The organism is Arthrobacter sp. Z1-15, from assembly GCF_054792395.1.
This window is the reverse complement of the sequence record NZ_CP096454.1, coordinates 788906-806372: the sequence shown is the minus strand read 5'-3', so window position 1 is coordinate 806372 and position 17467 is coordinate 788906. Positions and strand designations below refer to the sequence as shown.

Genomic DNA, 17467 nt, shown 5'->3' with positions numbered 1-17467 from the left:
CCGACCGCCCTATTGTGGGCTCATGCGCCTCCTCCCCTTCCTGGCAGCCGTAGCCGCAGCCGTGGCAGCTGCAGCCGCCGGCTTCCGCCTCAGCCCCTGGCCCGCCGCCCTGATGATCCGCGCGGTGTTCTACCGCGGTGCCCGGCAGATGTCCGCCCTCATGCGCCCGCACGTGCCGGTGGCCGGGGTAGCTGAGCACCGCGGGCTGCGGTGCCCGGACGGCAGAGGCGGATACAAGGGGCTGGATGTCTTCCTCCCGGCGGACGCCGAAACGCCGGTACCGCTGGTGGTGTGGATCCACGGCGGAGCCTGGCTGTCCGGCAGCCGGCGCGACGTCGAGCCCTACCTGCGGATTCTGGCCTCCCGGGGCTTCGCCGCTGCCGGCGTGGACTACACCGTTTCGCCGCGCGGAACCTACCCCTCGGCTGTCCGGGAGGCGGGCGCCGCCGTCGCATTCCTCCGGGAGCGGGCCGGCGCCTTGGGCCTGGACCCGCACCGGATTATCCTGGCCGGTGATTCCGCGGGCGCGCAGCTGGCCGCTCAGCTGGCCGTGCTGGCCACCAACCCGGACTATGCCCGGCTAACCCGCCTGCCTCCCCCGCTGGATCCCGCTGATCTGCGCGGTGTGGTCCTGCACAGCGGCGTGTACGACCTGCAGGCCCTGGCCGGGCTGCGCGGAATCCTCGGGTGGGGATTCAAGACCGCGCTGTGGGCCTATACCGGCAGCCGCAACTGGTCAGCCACGCCGGCCGGTGAGCAGATCTCGGTGCTCGAACATGTCACCGCGGACTTTCCGCCGGCCTTTGTCACCGGCGGCAACGGGGACAGCCTGACGGCTTCCCAGTCCGTTCCCCTGACGGCCCGCCTGTCCGCTCTGGGGTCCGAAGTCCGGACCGGGTTCTGGCCCGCCGGCCACCGCCCGGCGCTGCCGCATGAGTATCAATTCCATCTGAACCGCGAAGAAGCACAGCAGACGCTGACCGAAACGCTGGTCTTCCTGCAGGCTGTGTGTCGACAAAAGACGCCCGGGACCAGCACCTTCCGTGCCGGGATCGGCGGACCTGCTGCTCCGGACAGGGATCCGCGCTAGGCTCATGCCTGAATCTGCCACCGACACGGGGAGAACCATGCGCCGGGCACTGACCGCATTACTGCTGAGCCTCATCACCCTGACGGGAGGTGCAGCGGCTGCGTCCGCCGTGACCCCGGATGAGGTCATCGTGGAGGACACTGCCGGCGTGCTGGACGCCAATACGCTCCTGCCCGCGCTGGAGGACATCGAGTTCCGGGAACCGACGACGGTGGCTGTCTACACCTACAACGGTCCCGAAAACAACGAGGACGGCAAGGTCCTCAACGCGGAAGTACTGCGTTTCGCCCGGGACGAGCACCCCGAATGGCTGAGCGAAGACGGCCAGAAGTGGGCCGACGGGCTGTTCATTTTCGCCCTTGACCCCGCAGGGCGCTGGACCGGAACGTACTACGGCGAGGACCGGAAGATTTCCCTGGATCAGCAGGAGGACATCCGGGACAAGACCGAGGAACTCTTCGCCGAAGCCAACTGGACCGAAGGCACCATTAGCGCCGTCGAGGAGGCCGCCAAGCTGATCAACCGCCCCTGGTACCTCTCCCCCGCGACCATCGTCGTCGCCGTCGTGGCCGTGCTTGGCGCCCTGGGCTCGGTCATCACCTACGTGGCGGTGCGCCGGAACCGGCAGGCCAAAAACCGGAAGCTGCTGGCCGAGGCGGATGCCAGCTATTCCAGCGTGACCCGCGATCTGGACGCCACGGAGGTAAACGCCAACACCATCCCGGCGTCCTCCCCTTACGGCGCCCGCGTGCTGGAGGAGTACCGGACCTTCATGACCCGCTACAACACCGCCACTGAGCTGAACAACGCTGCGCACGCCCTCTCCGACAAGGACCTGAAAAACAAGGCCGGCACCGCCACGGTGGAAAAGTACGCCGACGCCGCCATGGAACTGGACGGGCTCGACGACGTCATTGCCGACACCAACGCCCTGCTGAACAAGGCTGCGGGCTGGGAGCGGGCCTGGGACCGGCAGGCCGGCCCGCTCTATGAGGATCTGGACCGGCTCGACGAACAGCTCGAGGGCAGGGACGCCGTCGGGAAGGACTCCGCCACCGCCCAGGCGCTGCGCGCCTTCCGGCAGCAGGCCCGTGACCAGCTCGCTGATGCTTCCACCGGGCTCTCGGAGGACCGGATCACCCCGGAGCAGGCGCTGGACCTCATCAAGGCCAACCGCAGCGAGCTCTCGGACCTGCTCAAGAACCACGCCAAAACGGTGATTGCCGCCCAGACGAAGTCCGGCGCAGAGCGCGAGCTCATGCAGGAGGAGCTGGACAAGGCGGCGCAGCCCCGGCGCCGGCAGCGGGACTACCGGCCCGGCATCGTGGACACTGCCTTTCCGGCGTACTTCTACTACACGGCGGGCAGCTTCAACTCCGGAATCCAGCACGGGACCAGCAGCGTGGAACAGGCCCGCTCCTCGGCGCAGAGTTCCTCCACCGGCTACGGCAGTTCGGGCGGCAGCTTCTCGGGCGCGGGCAGCTCCGGGCGGTTCTGACCAAGGTGGAAAACGCGGCGGCCATCACTGTGCTGTGTGTGGACCAGTGTCTCAGAGCTCGACGTGCCGGTGCTCCAGACCCAGCAGGGATGCCGCGGCGGCCAGTTCTTCCCGCCGGCGGCCAAGGCACAACGCCCAGTGGTGCCCGACGCCGGTAGCGGCCCAGCGGTCCACCCACACGCCGGGATCACCGCCGAAATCCACGCGCGACGTCGTGTTCCCGATCTGCAGCAGCGGGCCCTCGGCGACGGTTCCCTCCGAGGTGACAAAGACGTAGCTGCCGTCCCGGTCCTGGCCGATCCCAAAGGTGGTGACCGGCCCCGGACGGACATCGAACTCCACCGCCACTCCCCACCCCCGCTTCCCGTGGTAAACGCCCAGGCCGCGCAGGAGCGGCTGCCGGGCTGACACCTGCAGATGGGCCGGGCCGTCATGGCCCATCTCCACCACGTTGTCGAAAAAGTTCAGCGCCTGGATTTCGGTGAAGGAGCCGCCCGCGCCCAGCGCCTGGGCAGCGAGCATGGCTACTGAAGTGCGCAGCTCATACTCTCCGGCCATGGGGATGCCCCGTGCGGTGAGCAGGGAGGCGCCCAGGATCATGCCGGCACCCAGCCGCTCATGCAGTTCTCCGGCCAGCCCCCGGTGGTAGTAGGCGAGGGAATCGAGCGCAAAATCGTCAATCAGGCGGTCCAGGCCGACAGAGACCCGGGCGCCCCACTCCAGATCCGGACTGTTGACGGAGCGGTCGAGTTCAAAGATTTCCCGCACCTGCGCCACCCGGTCCGCGGTTTCGTGTCCGGTGACCGCATTGACACGTTCGCGCAGGTCATCAAACTCCAGCACTTCCACATGCGAGCCGAAGGTGGTGCTGACGGTGGTCAGGTCCGTGGCGACGTCCAGCATTCCCGGATACAGGTGCCCCATGAGTCCGTGCCGGGCAGTACGCAGGCGTCCGCGAACGGCTGCCGCCCGGACCCAGGTACCGATGCGGTCCCAGGCGCTCTCCTGCCGGAGGTGTCCCGAGACTGAGCGAAAGGGGATGTCTGCCCGCCGGAAGACGTTCGCCACTTCAGGCACCGGGCACTGCCCGCAGTAAGCCAACCATTCACCGGTGCCGGTCCTGGCATGGTCCATCGCTTCGGTGGGCTGCAGGTCAATCACCAGGACCGGGGTTCCCGCTCGCTGCGCGACGGGCAGGACCATCGATGAGGTCAGGTAAGTCGCCAGGAAAATGACGATCAGGTCGCAGTCCGCCTGCCGCAGCCGCTCGGCTGCCTGGTCCGCCTCCCGGGTGTCGGAGATAAACCCGACATCCACTACGTCATTGCCCGTATCCCCGAACCGCTTCGCCACGTAGGCCGCGGACTCCCTCAGCTGCGGCAGCAGTCCGGGAAACTGGGGCCAGTAGGCGCCCAGCCCGCCGGAGACCAGGCCAATCCGTGCACGGTGGCGGACGGCAGCAGTAACCAGTTCGGAGCTGCCCGGTGACAGGGCCACGGAATCAGAAGTCGTAGTCGTCGATGTTCTCGGCGTTGAACACCGTAGGCGGACCCACGATGACCACGCCGCCGTCCTCGACGCTCCGCTCCCCCAGATCTCCGGCAGTGAAGGTGTCGCCGGGTTCTCCGGAGATGGAACCGTCCACCAGGGCCTTGGCGGCGAACGCGGCTACCGTCCCGAGCTGTGCCGGATCCCACAGGGCAAATTCGGTCACCGTGCCGTCCTTGATAAAGGACCGCATTTCGTTCGGCAGGCCGAGGCCGGTCAAGGCCACTTTGCCCTTGTAATCGGAGGTGGACAGGTAACGGGCCGTCGCTGCGATCCCCACCGTTGTGGGGGAGATGATGCCTTTCAGGTCCGGATGCGCCTGCATCAGGCCCTGCGCTTCCTGGAAGGACTTGGTGTCATCATCATCTCCGTACACCTTGGCCACCAGTTCTATGTTGGCGTACTCGGGGTTGGTGGCCAGCTCTTCCTCCATGTACTTGATCCACTCGTTCTGGTTTGTGGCATTCGCTGTGGCGGACAGGATGGCGATCTTGCCGGCTCCGCCAATCTGTTCGGCAATGAGCTCGGTCTGGATGAGGGCGACATCCTTGGCCACTACCTGGCTGATAAATACGTCCCGGCAGTCCGGATTGGTATCAGAGTCAAAGGCGACGATTTTGGCGCCGGCCTCGCGGGCCTCGCCCAGCGCCGAGCAGACGGCATCGGGATCATTCGCGGCCACGACAATGGCATTGGTTCCGGCCTGCGTCTCGGCATTGATGAAGGTGACCTGGCTGGAGGCCGACGCTTCCAGCGGCCCGACAACGTTGCTTTCGGCAAAACCGGCGTCGGTGGCCCCCACTTCACCGCCGCCCAGAACGACGTCGGTATAGGGGTTGTTCAGCTGCTTGGGGATGAAGGTGACGGTGGCGTCGGCGGTGTTGCCGGTGCCCGCATCGTCTTCCCCGCCGGCACAGCCGGAAAGGGCGAGGGCCGCGGCTGCGGCCAGGGAGGTGATGGCGGTGATGCGCCGCCGGGCGGGAGTACGGGGAGTGAACATCTTTGTTTCCTTCCTCAACTGAGCGGACGGTCCGCCTGGTTCGATGCGAGATTCGTGGACGTCGGGCCTGCGGGCGAAGCCGCCGGAGCAGGACCGGCTGGTTCAGGACCGGCAGTTTCGGTGCCGGCTGGTTCAGGAGCCGCGGCAGTTTCCGCGAGGCGGCGGCGCAGCCGCCTGTCGTGCCGCCGGCGCCCAATCGCCGCGGTGATGCTGGGTGCCACCGCGGAGGCTATGAGAAGCAGGCCCGTCAGGGTCACCAGGACGACGTCGGAAACCCGGTCCAGGCGCAGGGCATAGTTCAGGCTGCCGATAAGCAGCACTCCGGCAACGACGCCGATAATGCTTCCCCTGCCTCCGAAGATGGAGACTCCGCCCAGCAGCACTGCCGCGATGACCAGCAGCTCGAGGCCGGACGCATTGTCACTGCGTGCGCTCGTGTAGCGGAAGGTCCAGAAGACCCCGGCCGCCGCCGAGACGAGGCCGCTGGCGAGGTAGAGCCAGAACTTGGACCATTCCACGCTGATGCCGACAAACTGGGCCGCTTCCTTCGAATAGCCCATGGCGTAGAGTCCGCGGCCGAAGGCACTCTTGTGCAGCAGCAGCCAGGCGGCGGCCACCAGTGCCAGGGCCGGGATCATCATGACCGGAATGCCCGTTCCGCCCAGCTTGTCCGAAGCCAGGGATGTCAGCTCCGCGGGGAAGTCGGCCACGGCGTTGTCGCCGATGACCACCAGCGCGAGTCCGCGGAACAACGCGAGGGTGCCGATGGTGACGGCCAGGGACGGCAGTTGGAGAAAGGCAATCAGCGCACCGTTCAGTGCACCGGCAACCAGGCCGCAGAGCAGGGCGGCTGCAATGGCGGGCCAGATCCCGGTGCCCGCGGCCCACAGCACCCCAAGGACGGCGCTGGAGACGCCGGCGACACTCGCTACCGACAAATCAATTTCTCCAGTGATGATGATCAGGGTCATCGGCATTGCGATCAGCAGCGTCGGAATCACATCCAACAGCAGGAATCCGGTGGTGACCGGAGACGCAAAGCGCGGAATGGTGAGAACGGCGTACAGGACAAAGGCCACAAGAAGATAGACCATGACGGCGTCACGGCCTGCCCACCAGCGCGGCCCCCGAATTTTTTCAACACCGGTGAGCGGTCTGCTGGTGTCCACGGCCGCAGGGGTGCGGGGCGTCGCGGAGCTAGACATTCCGGCCCTCCTTTTCACGCAGGATGCGGGCCCGGCGCAGGGCGGCGAGCCGGTCGATGAGAATCGCGGCGAGGATAAGGATGCCGACCACCGCCTGCTGCCAGAACTTGTCCACGCGGATGGCGGTGAGCGAGCTGGTGATGGTGTTCAGCAGCAGGGCGCCGATGGCTGCGCCGACCACGGTGCCGCTGCCTCCGAAGATCGCGACACCGCCCACTACGGCCGCCGCCACGACGTCCAGTTCCAGGCCGGACCCGGTGGTTGCGCCCACTGCGTTGAAGCGGCTCGCGTACAGCACCCCTGCCAGCCCGGCCAGCGCGCCGTTGACCAGGAACGCTGTCAAGACCCGCCTGGAGGCAGGAATGCCGAAGAGTTTGGCAGCCTCAGGATCCGAGCCAACCGCGTAGAAGTCCCGGCCGGACCGGGTTCCGGACATGAAGACCGCGGCCGCGGCAACCACGGCGACGGCGACGAGCGTGATCATGGGAATACCCAGAAAGGTGTCAACCGAAAGGGCTCCGAAGGCCGGCGGGCGGTCCCCGGCGAAATACTGCGTGCCGCCGGCCCAGGCGTTGTTAATGCCGCGGTAGACGTAAAGCGTTCCCAGAGTGATAACAAGCGCCGGGACCTTGGCCAGAGTGACCAGCAAACCGTTGAACAGGCCCAGGACAGAGCCGAAGACCATGCCCAGCAGAATCACCACCGGAATGGGCGTCTCCGGTGCCGCTGCGAAGACAGAGCCGGTGCCGAAGGCAACCAGCCCAAGAATCGATCCCACGGACAGATCCACGTTGCGGGTGACGATCACCATGGTCTGACCCACGGCCAGGATGATCATCACGGTGGCGTTCAGCATGAGGTCTTTCAGGCCCTGCGGCGAGAGAAACAATGGGTTGACGACGGCGGTGGCCACTACCAGCACCACCAGGGCCGCCGTCACGGGAAACTCCCGCAGCCTGAAGACACCGGGCAGGCCCCGGTGTCCGGCCGCGGACGTCTCCCGGGCTTTCGCAGGCATCCCGGCTGTTGGCGCGCTCATCGGTTGTCCTCCCCGGAGGCTGTAGCTGCGTGCATGACGGCTTCGGCGCTTGCGGATCCCCGGTCCAGTTCCGCTGTCAGTCGGCCCTCGTGCATGACGAGGATGCGATCCGCCATCCCCAAGACCTCCGGAAGCTCGGAGGAAATCATGAGGATCGCCAGGCCCCGGCCGGCTAGTTCGGAAATCAGCCGGTGCACCTCGGCCTTGGTTCCGACGTCGATTCCCCGTGTGGGCTCGTCGATGATCAGGAGTGCAGGCTGCGTGGCGAGCCACTTCGCCAGGACCACCTTCTGTTGGTTGCCGCCCGAAAGGGTGCTGACCGGCTGTTCGAGCGTGGCTGTTTTGACGCGGAGCTTCGTTGTCCATTCCCGGGCCGCGGCCTTCTCCGCCTTTCCGTTGATCAGTCCTGCCGTGCGGAACCGCTCCCGGAGGGTGAGCGTGGTGTTGCGGGCGACGGACAGGCCCATGACGAGCCCTTGCCTGCGCCGGTCTTCGGGGACAAAGCCCACACCGGCGGTTATGGCAGCTTTGGGGTTGCCGGGGGCGAGCCGGCGTCCGTTGACGGTGACGCTTCCGGCGTCGTACCGGTCTATGCCGAAGATCGCCCGGGCCACCTCAGTGCGGCCGGCCCCCACCAGTCCGGCCAGGGCCACAATTTCCCCGGAGCGGACCTCAAGATTGATGCCGGTGAAGACGCCCCGGCGCTGCAGCCCGGAAACGGCCAGGACAGTTTTCCCGGGCCGGGCCGCCGACTTCGGGTAGAGCGAATCAACGTCGCGCCCCACCATGTCCCGGACGATGGCTTCGATACTGGTCGAGGCGGTGGCATGGGTGCCGATATATCGGCCGTCCCGCATCACCGTAATCCGATCTGAGAGACTGAAAACCTCGTCGAACCGGTGCGAGATAAAGAGGATGGCCGCGCCCTGGCCGCGCAGTGTGCGGGTGACAGTGAAGAGCCGCTGGACTTCAACCCCGCTTAGCGCTGCCGTTGGTTCGTCCATGACCAGTACGCGGGCATCGAGTGAGATCGCCTTGGCTATTTCGATGAGCTGCTGGTCAGCGATGGACAAGCCCTCGGCGGTCCGTGCCGGATCAAGGTCCACGCCGAGCTTCGCGAACAGCGCGGCGGCGTCCGCACGCATGCGGGAATGGTCGATCAGCCCGATCCTGTTCCGCGGCTGCCGGCCCACAAAAATGTTCTCCGCCACCGACAGGTCCGGGAACAAAGTCGGCTCCTGATAGATCACGGAGATGCCGGCGGCCTTGCTGTCAGCCACCGAACGGAAGCTGACCGGGCTGCCGGCAACGCGGAAATCTCCCTCGTCGGGGGCGTACAGGCCCGCCAGTATTTTTACCAGCGTGGATTTGCCGGCACCGTTCTCACCGCACAGTGCATGGACTTCGCCGCTGCGGAGTTCGATGGTGCCGTCGCCTAGGGCTATAACGGGACCGAAGGTTTTCAGGGCACCTTGCAGTGCCAGGACTGCGGTTTGGGGTGTGGTGAATTCTGTCGACATTCTTCTGGTGCGCACCTTTGCGGCTGGCTGGACCGGGAATGAACCGTTTCAATTACGTGGCCTGATCGTAGGTCCGTGATCTGCCTCACGTCAAGGATGCACAATTCCACCCAGGCGGCAGCTGCGCCTCAGCGGTGCGGGTCCGCCCCGGCATGTGCAGTGACCCGCCGGGCGGGATTTCCATGGGAGACACCGGGGACACCCGCAGCCCGGGCCGGAACGGTTCTCCTGCCGTGCTGCGCCTTCTGGCTGCCGAGGGCCGAACGGCCGGCCGGCCGTGAAGGGGCGGCCGCAGCCGTGGTGTCCCGCCGCAGCGCCGCACGCTCGCCCGGTGCCAGATACCGGACGTGGCGGCCGCTGCTCAGGCGCCGGGCACTTTGGTTGAGGACCGGCCGAAGTTCCCGCATCCGCGCCTCGTAGTTTCGGCTGCTGCCCTCGGTTTCCCGAAGGTAAGCATCGCACGCCCGATGCATTTCCAGCAGCACAGCCGCCGGAGAGGATGAACCGGGCCGAAGTTCGCTCAGCGTCTCGCGCACCTGCTGCCGGATGTCCGCCACGGCGGAACGGCATTGGGCAGCGTCCATGTTCGCCTCCAGGGCCCCGGGCCCGTTCTCTGCGAGCGCCCGCTTCAGGTGCACCTGCGTGATCAGGGCCTGCAGGGCCCTCTTCTCCCGTGCTCCCTGCAGCCAGTGCACCGCCAGTCCCGCGGCCAGCGCACCGAAGACTGCGCCGGCCAGACCTCCCGCCAGAAAAAACATCAAAGTAGCCCCTTCCCCCATGACTCCCCCATTGGTCCCCGGGCACTTCCGCCCGGACTGCGGCTCATGTCCGCCGCGAAGAGGAAGACTACGAATCCGACGGCCGATGCACCAGAGAAATCCGACTGCTGAAACTTCACCGGCCGGGAACTACCTGCTTTGGGCCGTGCCGCCGGACACGAGCGGCCATGAGATTGCTCGCATCCCGGGACCCGGAACCGCCCAACGACGGCGAATCCGCCCCGGGCCACTCATTTCCGGGACCTAGCTTAAAAATATGAAGCTCTCCTCGCTCATTGCGGCAGGGCTCCTCACCGGGGCGGCCGCCGCCGGAATCGCAGCCGCTGCTGCGCTGCAGCGGCACCCTCTGCCATCGGCACTGCTCATCCGCGGTGTATTCGCCGGCGCGGGCAAGGTCCCGGTGAAGGAGATCCTTCCGCATGTTCCCCGGTTTACCGTGACCGGACACCGGGGCCTGCAGTATCTGGGGTCCGCAGGCAAGCCGTCCCTGGACCTGTTCCTGCCCGATGATCCGTCCCGGAAACCTCTTCCGGTGGTCGTGTGGATCCACGGCGGTGCCTGGATCTCCGGTTCCAAGGAAGATGTTGCGCCCTATCTGAAGGTCCTTGCCGGGTACGGGTACGCCGTCGTCGGGGTTGGATACTCCATTTCCCCTGAAGCGGTGTATCCGACCGCCGTGAAAGAGCTCAACTCCGCTTTGGGTTTTATCCGCGACCATGCGGACCGCTACGGGCTGGACGCCAACCGGATTGTCCTGGCCGGAGACTCCGCCGGGGCGCAGCTGGCCGCACAGCTCGCCCTCGTCATCACCAATCCCGGCTATGCCCGGGACACCGGGGTAATCCCGGCCGCAGCCCCCGAACAGCTGTGCGGAATCCTGCTGAACTGCGGAGTTTATGACTTGACCTCAGTCGCCCGGCTGCCCGGCCCGGTGGGTTGGGGCCTGAGGAAAGCGCTCTGGTCCTACACCGGTTCCAAGGACTGGGCCGCCACCGACGCCGCAGGCCACATGTCCATCCCCGAGCACGTGGATCACCGTTTTCCGCCCACATACATTTCCGGCGGAAACGGCGACAACCTGACTCCCACACAGTCAGTACCCCTGGCGGACAGGCTGGAGAAACTCGGAGTGCCCCTGGTCCGCCGGTTCTGGCCGGAGAACTACAAACCTGCGCTGGGCCACGAGTACCAGTTCCAGCTGCACCGGCCCGAGGCGATGGAATCGCTGCACGAAACCGTGGCCTTCCTCGAGGCGGTGACGGGAGTGTCGGCGCTGCCCCGCAACCCGCTGGAGGAGCGTGCTCCCCTCCGGGATTTCGAAGCCCGGCCGGACGTCCGGCTCAGCGCCTGACTCCTCAGTTCGTCAGGGGTTCAACGCCGCAGCGCCTCAGGACCTCAGGACCTCAGGACCGGACGATGATGACGTCCAGGTTCCGCGGGCCGTGCACGCCCTCCACCCGTTCGAGTTCGATGTCCGAGGTGGCGCTCGGGCCGCTGATCCAGGTCAGCGGCCGGGTCCCGTCCAGCCGGCGCAGGGCCTCGGGCAGGATGCCGGCGACGTCGTCGGCGGCCACCACGCAGATGTGGTGGTCCGGTACGAGCGTGATGGCGCGGCGGCCCTGGTTGGGGCTGCCGTCCAGGATGATGGTGCCGGTTTCCGCCACTGAGACGGCGCTGCCGGTAACGACGGCGTCCACGGCATCGAGTTCTGGCACGCTCAGCGGTGCCTCCGGAGAGTCTGTGCGCCGGCGCCCGGGGAAGGCGGCCTCGGCATCGGCCAGCCAGGCCTCGTTGATGCCTGCAGGCACCACATAGCTGCCGGCTTCGGCCAGCAGTTCAGCGATCCGCGGGGCAACCCCCTCCTGGTCCACCACGGTAACTCCGGCCTTGTAATCCACCAGCCGGTCCACCAGCAGGTCGATGCGCTTCTCGGTGCTCATTCCGGACTCTTCGCGGTACGTCCGCGGGATCTCCGGAACGGCCGGAGCGTCGCGCAGCGCCGAGCGCAGCCGGTCCAGGATGTCTTCGCGTGCACTCATGCCTGGTCCCCTGTTTCGGTGGAGTTGTGCCCGGATGCGGCGGCGGACTTTTCATGGTCCTTGGCCCACCAGTCGCGGAAGGACTCGGACGGCGGTGCCGGAATGTCCCGGCTCTGCGTCCAGCCGGCGGCGATGCCGGGCAGCTTGGTGATTTTCTTTTTCCGTCCGGCGGCGATCCGGCCCAGCGGCAGGCCCTTTTCCAGCAGGCCAAGGTGCTTGCCTGAGGAGAAGGCCCAGGAAGCGCCCTTCATCAGCAGATCCATCTGGGTGGGCAGCTTCTTCTTGCCGCGTTTGCTGTCCACATCCTCGGCGCGCAGGTGCACCAGGATCTCCGGAATGTTGATCTTCACCGGGCAGGCGTCGTAGCAGGCGCCGCAGAGCGAGGACGCGTACGGCAGGGAATTGTTCTCCTCGGAAACGATGCCCGTCATCAGCGGTGAGAGGATGGCGCCGATCGGCCCGGGATAGGTGGAGCCGTACGCGTGCCCGCCGGTGCGCTCGTAGACGGGGCACACGTTCATGCAGGCCGAGCAGCGGATGCAGTGCAGCGCCGAGCGCCCCATTTCGTCGGCCAGGGCGGCGCTGCGGCCGTTGTCCAGCAGGACCAGGTGAACGTTCTGCGGTCCGTCGCCGGGGGTGACGCCGGTCCATAGGGAGGTGTACGGATTCATCCGTTCCCCCGTGGAGGAACGCGGCAGCAGCTGCATGAATACTTCGAGGTCCTGCCAGGACGGCAGGAGCTTTTCCACGCCCATCACGGTGATCAGGGTTTCGGGCAGCGTCAGGCACATGCGTCCGTTGCCCTCGGATTCCACGACGGCGAGGGTGCCGGCGTCGGCGATCGCGAAGTTCGCGCCGGAGATGGCCACCTTGGCGGAGAGGAACTTGCGGCGCAGGTGCGCCCGCGCCGCCTCGGCCAGCTTGGCCGGGTTGTCGGTGAGCTCCGGGTCCACCCCGGGCATTTCCCGCAGGAAGATGTCGCGGACCTGGGTGCGGTTTTTGTGGATGGCCGGCACCAGGATGTGGCTGGGCTTGTCGTGGTCCAGCTGGACGATCAGCTCGGCGAGGTCGGTTTCGAACGCAGCGATGCCCTGCTCTTCCAGGTACTCGTTCAGGCCGATTTCCTGGGTGGCCATGGACTTGACCTTGACCACCTCGTCCACGCCCTGCTCGCGGATCAGGTCACGGACAATTTCATTGGCCTCGCCGGCGTCACGGGCCCAGTGGATGATGCCGCCGCGGGCGGTGAAGTTCTTTTCGAACTGCTCCAGCAGTTCGGGCAGCCGCGCCATCACGGCTTCCTTGGTGGCGCTGCCGGCGCTGCGCAGGTCCTCCCAGTCCGGCAGTTCGCCGACCACGCGCAGCCGCTTGTCGCGGATGGTGGAGGTGGCGTGCCCCAGGTTGGCGCGCAGCTGGGCGTTGCCCAGTTCACGCTTGGCGGCCTTGGGGAAGGATTCGACGGCGTTGAGGTTGCCCTGCCCGAAAACCGGGAGGGTGGGCATGCCCAGGTAGGTGGTGCTCATCGTGAGGCCTTTCCGCTGACCAGGACGTCTCCGGTGACGGACACCGGATTCTCCCTGGTGCTGGCGAGGATTTCGGCAAAGTGCAGAGTGGAAACGCTGCTGCCCTGCCGGGAGAGCCCGCCGCCGATGTGCATCAGGCAGGAGGCGTCGCCGCCGGAACACAGGTCTGCGCCGGTGGCCGTAATGTTGGCTGCCTTGTCCTCCAGCATGGCGGTGGAGACGTCGGCGTTCTTCATGGAGAACGTGCCGCCGAAGCCGCAGCACTGGTCCGCCTGCGGCAGCGGTGCCACGGAGATTCCCTCCACGCTCTGGAGCAGGTTCAGCTGCCGGTCACCCAGGCGCAGCAGGCGCATGCCGTGGCAGCTGGGGTGGTAGGTGACGTTGTGCGGGAACCAGGAACCGAGCTGGGCGGCGGCATCGCTAACGCCCAGAACGTCGGTGAGCAGGGCGGACAGTTCGTAGGTTTTGGCGCCGACGGCCTCGGCCCGCGCTTCCAGGCCGGCGTCGCCGCAGGAGCGGGCAACCATCGGGTGCTGGTGCTTCACGGAGGCGACGCAGGAACCTGAGGGCGCGACGGCGACGTCGTACTCCTCCGCTTCGAAGGCCTGGACATGGTTGCGGACCACCGGCACGGCTTCGGGCAGGTAGCCGGAGTTCACATGCATCTGCCCGCAGCAGGCCTGGCCGGCAGGGAACACGACTTCGTGCCCCAGCCGCTCCAGGATAGCCACCGTTGCGCGGGCGGTCCGCGGATACATGGCATCCACGATGCAGGTGGCGAATAGAGCGATTCTCATGGCTGCCTTTCAGCGGGGCAAACGCCCCGTACGTGTGGTCTGACCATAGTAGAACATGTTGGGCCCGTCACTTCCAACCCGTTCGTGCTGGTGACAACCATCACAGAGATTGCAGATTTGCGCTAGACTCGCCAATGGTCTGACCACTGTGGCCTGACCATGCCCGTTCAGAACTATGCGGAGGACCCCGTGGAGTCGTTCATTCCCAGCACCGATCCAGTGCTCAACAGTGTTGCCGTTTCGGCGCTGGTGGCCCTGGTGCCGCTGCTGACCTTCTTTGTGCTGCTCGCCTACGTCAAGGTCAAGGCACATGTGGCTGGCGGGATCGCCCTGCTGGTGGCCCTCGCCGTCGCCGTTTTCGCCTACCAGATGCCGGCGGGCCTGGCAGTTCTGTCAGCCACCCAGGGTGCCGTTTTCGGCGCCTTCCCGGTGCTGTGGATCGTCATCATGGCCATCTGGCTCTACCAAATCACCGTGCTCAGCGGCCGGTTCGAGGACCTGCGCCGGGTGTTTGACGTGATCGGCGGCGGGGATGTGCGCGTGCAGGCCATCCTGGTGGCGTTCTGCTTCGGCGGGCTGCTCGAAGCCCTGGCCGGTTTCGGCGCCCCGGTAGCCATTACCGCCACCATGCTCGTGGCACTGGGCATCAAGCCGCTCAAGGCAGCCGCGGCCGTCCTCGTGGCCAACACGGCACCGGTCGCCTTTGGCGCCATGGCCATTCCGATCACCACCGCCGCCTCCCTGACCGGCCTGGATGCCGGCCACATTGGCATGGTGGTGGGCCGCCAGGCACCGCTGCTGGCGTTGTTCGTGCCGCTGATCCTGGTCTTCATCCTCGACGGCCGCCGCGGCGTCCGGGACACCTGGCCCGCCGCAGTGATCACCGGCGCCGCCTTTGCCGCCGCACAGGTTCTCTGCTCCACCTTCTTCTCCTACGAACTCACCGACATCGTGGCCGCACTGGCCGGCCTGGGTGCCGCCGTCGTCTTCCTGAAGTTCTGGCAGCCCCGCGGCCTCGAGGCCGCCCGCGAGCGCATGGGTCTGCCGGCCCTGGCCTCCGCCAGTTCCGCTTCCGGAAGCTCCCGCGGCCGCGGCACCTCCGCCGCAGCCGTGAAGGACGGCGACTCGCTGACCCGCTCCCGCACCCTGCTGGCCCTGTTCCCGTACTTCCTGGTGATCCTCATCTTCGGCATCGCCAAGCTGTGGAAGTGGGGCGCGGACATCCCCGCCTTCCTGGCCTCCACGGACATCAAGGTCCCGTGGCCGTGGCTGCACGAGCGGCTCCTCAGCGAAGCCGGCGAGCCCGTCTCCTCCACGATTTACACCTTCAACTGGCTCTCCAGCCCCGGCACCCTGCTGCTGATCACCGGCCTGATTGTCTGTGCGGTCTACGCCAAGTACGACGACGGCGGGCGGTACTCCATGACCGTGGGCAACGGCGTGGCCGAGATCTTCCGGACCGTCTGGAACATGCGCTGGGCCGGCCTGACGATCCTCTCCGTGCTGTCCCTGGCCTACGTCATGAACTTCTCCGGGCAGACCGTCGCCATCGGAACCTGGCTGGCCGGAACCGGTGCGTTCTTCGCCTTCCTCTCCCCCGTTCTGGGCTGGGTCGGCACAGCCGTCACGGGTTCGGACACCTCCGCCAACGCACTCTTCGCCCGGCTGCAGCAGACCGCCGGAATTGAAGCCGGAATTGATCCGAACCTGCTGGTCGCCGCCAACACCACCGGCGGCGTCGTGGGCAAGCTGATCAGCCCGCAGAACCTGGCCATCGCGGTCACCGCCGTAAAGCTGGACGGGCAGGAATCCGTCCTGCTGCGCAAGGTGGTGGGCTGGAGCGTTGGCCTGCTGCTGGTGCTCTGCACCCTGGTCTACCTGCAGTCCACGCCGATCCTGGGCTGGATGCTGCCCTAGCTTCCCGGAAAGCACCTTTTACTATGCCCGGATTGAACGCACGGCCTTGCCCCGGGAGCACCGAATGCAGCGGCCACACACTCCCGGCACATGGCAGGATGGAGCGGTGACAGAACACCCGCGCCGCAGCTATGACCTGCTGCTGGAAAACATCGAAGCCGACCTCCGCTCCGGGGCCATTTCCCTCGGCGATCAGCTGCCCGGCGAACGGACGCTCGCCGAGACCTACGGCATTTCCCGTGCTTCCGTCCGGGAAGGAATCCGCATCCTCGATGCCATGGGCGTGCTGCGGTCCTCCTCGGGCTCCGGGCCGAAATCCGGTGCCATCATCATCTCCGAACCCTCGGCCGGCCTGTCCTCCGCACTGCGCCTGCACATGGCCAGCAGCAGGCTGCCGGTGGCGGACATTGTGCAGACCCGGGTCCTGCTGGAAACGTGGGCTGCCGCCACTGCCGCAGCCAGACCGCCGTCGGAGGCCGCGGATGAGGCGCTGGCACGCGCCGCCGCCCTGCTGGAAGCGATGGACGCCCCGGACATTGAGCGCGAGGCATTCCACCTGCTGGACGCCCAATTCCACGTAGAGCTGAGCTCGCTGGCCGGCAACGCGGTCATCGAAACCATGATGGCCTCGCTCAGCGGCGCCATCAGCGGCTACGTCAAAAACGCGGTGGACCGCATGCCGGACTGGACCGCGGTCATGATCCAGCTCCAGGCCCAGCACCACGGGATTTACGACGCCGTGGCCTCCCGCCGCGGCAAAGACGCCGCCCGGCTGCTGCGCGAACACATCGAATGGTTCTACGCGCAGATTCCGGCGGATCAAAGCTCCGAAGCGTAAGCCCGCGGCACTGCTGGTTGAGATAGTAAGCAGCCTGATAATATGTGGCCAGAGCCGAGCACTGACGAACAGGAGAGTTCCTTTGTCGATTTCCAGCCAGGACGCCGCGTCCACTGAAACTGCGAAACGCATCGCCGAGCGGATTCAGGACAGCGGCGTGAAAATCGGGGTGTCCGAGTCCCTGACCAGCGGACTGCTGGCCTCCTTCCTGGGGGCCGCGCCGTCGTCGTCGGACTGGTTCCTCGGCGGGCTCACGGCCTATGCCACCTCCGTGAAGAGATCCGTCCTTGGCGTCACGGCCGAAGCCGTGGTGTCGGAGAAGTCCGCCGCCCAAATGGCTGAAGGGACGGCAAAACTCCTGGGTGCTGACCTGGCGCTGGGCGTCACCGGGTCCGGCGGCCCGGAGCCGCAGGACGGCCAGGAGCCCGGCACGGTGTTCATCGGCATCACCGCTTCCGGCCAGGAACGGCCCGAAGTGTTCGAGCGGTTTTTCGAGGGCGACCCTGAAGAGGTCATCCACTCCACGGCGGGCGCGGCCCTCGAACTGCTGGATGAGCGGCTGGAAAAGCTGCTGGCGGAGCGCGGCAGCCGCTAGGAAGCTACTCGGGTAAGGGCCCTTGAAACGGCTCCGTCGGAGCCTATTCTCCCGATATGTGGTCTGACCAACTTTCGTC

At 66.6% G+C, this 17467-nt stretch carries 15 protein-coding genes; 6 read left to right on the top strand and 9 right to left on the bottom strand.

What is annotated here, in order from left to right:
- Window positions 1-22 precede the first annotated feature (22 nt).
- Together M1D40_RS03740 and M1D40_RS03735 are read left to right on the top strand one after the other, a co-directional pair.
- The gene (locus M1D40_RS03740) at window positions 23-1090 is read left to right on the top strand and encodes an alpha/beta hydrolase (protein WP_461170269.1); all 1068 of its coding nucleotides are present in this window, start codon (window positions 23-25) and stop codon (window positions 1088-1090) included.
- Window positions 1091-1094: 4 nt separating this feature from the next.
- Entirely contained in the window at window positions 1095-2588 is a 1494-nt protein-coding gene (locus M1D40_RS03735) for a DUF5129 domain-containing protein (RefSeq protein WP_461170268.1), read from the top strand.
- Window positions 2589-2639: 51 nt separating this feature from the next.
- On the opposite strand, the gene M1D40_RS03730 is transcribed toward M1D40_RS03735, so the two are convergent.
- The 6 genes from M1D40_RS03730 to M1D40_RS03705 all read right to left on the bottom strand — a co-directional run bounded on the left by M1D40_RS03730 (window position 2640) and on the right by M1D40_RS03705 (window position 9658).
- Window positions 2640-4085 carry an arabinose isomerase gene (locus M1D40_RS03730; RefSeq protein WP_461170267.1) on the bottom strand — a complete coding sequence of 482 codons (1446 nt, stop codon included), beginning with the start codon at window positions 4083-4085 and terminating at the stop codon, window positions 2640-2642.
- A gap of 4 nt (window positions 4086-4089) precedes the next feature.
- Window positions 4090-5136, bottom strand: a complete 1047-nt coding sequence (gene rhaS, locus M1D40_RS03725) for a rhamnose ABC transporter substrate-binding protein (RefSeq protein WP_461170266.1) — start codon at window positions 5134-5136, stop codon at window positions 4090-4092.
- Window positions 5137-5150: 14 nt separating this feature from the next.
- Complete coding sequence (locus M1D40_RS03720; RefSeq protein ID WP_461170265.1) at window positions 5151-6341, bottom strand: ABC transporter permease; 1191 nt, start codon at window positions 6339-6341, stop codon at window positions 5151-5153.
- Entirely contained in the window at window positions 6334-7380 is a 1047-nt protein-coding gene (locus M1D40_RS03715; protein WP_461170264.1) for an ABC transporter permease, read from the bottom strand. The genes M1D40_RS03720 and M1D40_RS03715 overlap by 8 nt, the downstream gene beginning before the upstream one ends.
- Complete coding sequence (locus tag M1D40_RS03710; RefSeq protein WP_461170263.1) at window positions 7377-8900, bottom strand: sugar ABC transporter ATP-binding protein; 1524 nt, start codon at window positions 8898-8900, stop codon at window positions 7377-7379. The genes M1D40_RS03715 and M1D40_RS03710 overlap by 4 nt, the downstream gene beginning before the upstream one ends.
- A gap of 128 nt (window positions 8901-9028) precedes the next feature.
- Entirely contained in the window at window positions 9029-9658 is a 630-nt protein-coding gene (locus M1D40_RS03705) for a hypothetical protein (protein WP_461170262.1), read from the bottom strand.
- A gap of 277 nt (window positions 9659-9935) precedes the next feature.
- Between M1D40_RS03705 and M1D40_RS03700 the strand changes: the two genes are divergently transcribed.
- Window positions 9936-11030, top strand: a complete 1095-nt coding sequence (locus tag M1D40_RS03700; RefSeq protein ID WP_461170261.1) for an alpha/beta hydrolase — start codon at window positions 9936-9938, stop codon at window positions 11028-11030.
- Window positions 11031-11082: 52 nt separating this feature from the next.
- On the opposite strand, the gene M1D40_RS03695 is transcribed toward M1D40_RS03700, so the two are convergent.
- Genes M1D40_RS03695 through M1D40_RS03685 form a run of 3 tightly spaced genes read right to left on the bottom strand, consistent with a single transcriptional unit; the run spans window position 11083 to window position 14038 of the window.
- A complete protein-coding gene (locus M1D40_RS03695) occupies window positions 11083-11718 on the bottom strand; it encodes a LutC/YkgG family protein (protein ID WP_461170260.1) in 636 nt (211 codons plus the stop codon).
- Entirely contained in the window at window positions 11715-13241 is a 1527-nt protein-coding gene (locus M1D40_RS03690; protein ID WP_341394197.1) for a LutB/LldF family L-lactate oxidation iron-sulfur protein, read from the bottom strand. Before M1D40_RS03690 ends, M1D40_RS03695 begins: the two co-directional genes overlap by 4 nt.
- Entirely contained in the window at window positions 13238-14038 is an 801-nt protein-coding gene (locus tag M1D40_RS03685) for a (Fe-S)-binding protein (RefSeq protein WP_461170259.1), read from the bottom strand. Before M1D40_RS03685 ends, M1D40_RS03690 begins: the two co-directional genes overlap by 4 nt.
- Before the next feature lie 159 nt (window positions 14039-14197).
- Between M1D40_RS03685 and M1D40_RS03680 the strand changes: the two genes are divergently transcribed.
- The 3 genes from M1D40_RS03680 to M1D40_RS03670 all read left to right on the top strand — a co-directional run bounded on the left by M1D40_RS03680 (window position 14198) and on the right by M1D40_RS03670 (window position 17388).
- Window positions 14198-15955, top strand: a complete 1758-nt coding sequence (locus tag M1D40_RS03680; RefSeq protein WP_461170258.1) for an L-lactate permease — start codon at window positions 14198-14200, stop codon at window positions 15953-15955.
- A gap of 64 nt (window positions 15956-16019) precedes the next feature.
- Window positions 16020-16793 carry a FadR/GntR family transcriptional regulator gene (locus M1D40_RS03675; RefSeq protein WP_461170257.1) on the top strand — a complete coding sequence of 258 codons (774 nt, stop codon included), beginning with the start codon at window positions 16020-16022 and terminating at the stop codon, window positions 16791-16793.
- 82 nt (window positions 16794-16875) lie between these two features.
- A complete protein-coding gene (locus tag M1D40_RS03670; RefSeq protein ID WP_341394201.1) occupies window positions 16876-17388 on the top strand; it encodes a CinA family protein in 513 nt (170 codons plus the stop codon).
- Window positions 17389-17467: the final 79 nt, after the last annotated feature.

Excerpts from the sequence above, each read along its gene's own strand:
- M1D40_RS03740 (WP_461170269.1), top strand. The coding sequence starts at position 23 with ATGCGCCTCCTCCCCTTCCTGGCAGCCGTAGCCGCAGCCGTGGCAGCT.
- M1D40_RS03735 (WP_461170268.1), top strand. The coding sequence starts at position 1,095 with ATGCCTGAATCTGCCACCGACACGGGGAGAACCATGCGCCGGGCACTG.
- rhaS (WP_461170266.1), bottom strand. The coding sequence starts at position 5,136 with ATGTTCACTCCCCGTACTCCCGCCCGGCGGCGCATCACCGCCATCACC.
- M1D40_RS03720 (WP_461170265.1), bottom strand. The coding sequence starts at position 6,341 with ATGTCTAGCTCCGCGACGCCCCGCACCCCTGCGGCCGTGGACACCAGC.
- M1D40_RS03715 (WP_461170264.1), bottom strand. The coding sequence starts at position 7,380 with ATGAGCGCGCCAACAGCCGGGATGCCTGCGAAAGCCCGGGAGACGTCC.
- M1D40_RS03710 (WP_461170263.1), bottom strand. The coding sequence starts at position 8,900 with ATGTCGACAGAATTCACCACACCCCAAACCGCAGTCCTGGCACTGCAA.
- M1D40_RS03705 (WP_461170262.1), bottom strand. The coding sequence starts at position 9,658 with ATGTTTTTTCTGGCGGGAGGTCTGGCCGGCGCAGTCTTCGGTGCGCTG.
- M1D40_RS03700 (WP_461170261.1), top strand. The coding sequence starts at position 9,936 with ATGAAGCTCTCCTCGCTCATTGCGGCAGGGCTCCTCACCGGGGCGGCC.
- M1D40_RS03695 (WP_461170260.1), bottom strand. The coding sequence starts at position 11,718 with ATGAGTGCACGCGAAGACATCCTGGACCGGCTGCGCTCGGCGCTGCGC.
- M1D40_RS03690 (WP_341394197.1), bottom strand. The coding sequence starts at position 13,241 with ATGAGCACCACCTACCTGGGCATGCCCACCCTCCCGGTTTTCGGGCAG.
- M1D40_RS03685 (WP_461170259.1), bottom strand. The coding sequence starts at position 14,038 with ATGAGAATCGCTCTATTCGCCACCTGCATCGTGGATGCCATGTATCCG.
- M1D40_RS03680 (WP_461170258.1), top strand. The coding sequence starts at position 14,198 with ATGCCCGTTCAGAACTATGCGGAGGACCCCGTGGAGTCGTTCATTCCC.
- M1D40_RS03675 (WP_461170257.1), top strand. The coding sequence starts at position 16,020 with ATGCAGCGGCCACACACTCCCGGCACATGGCAGGATGGAGCGGTGACA.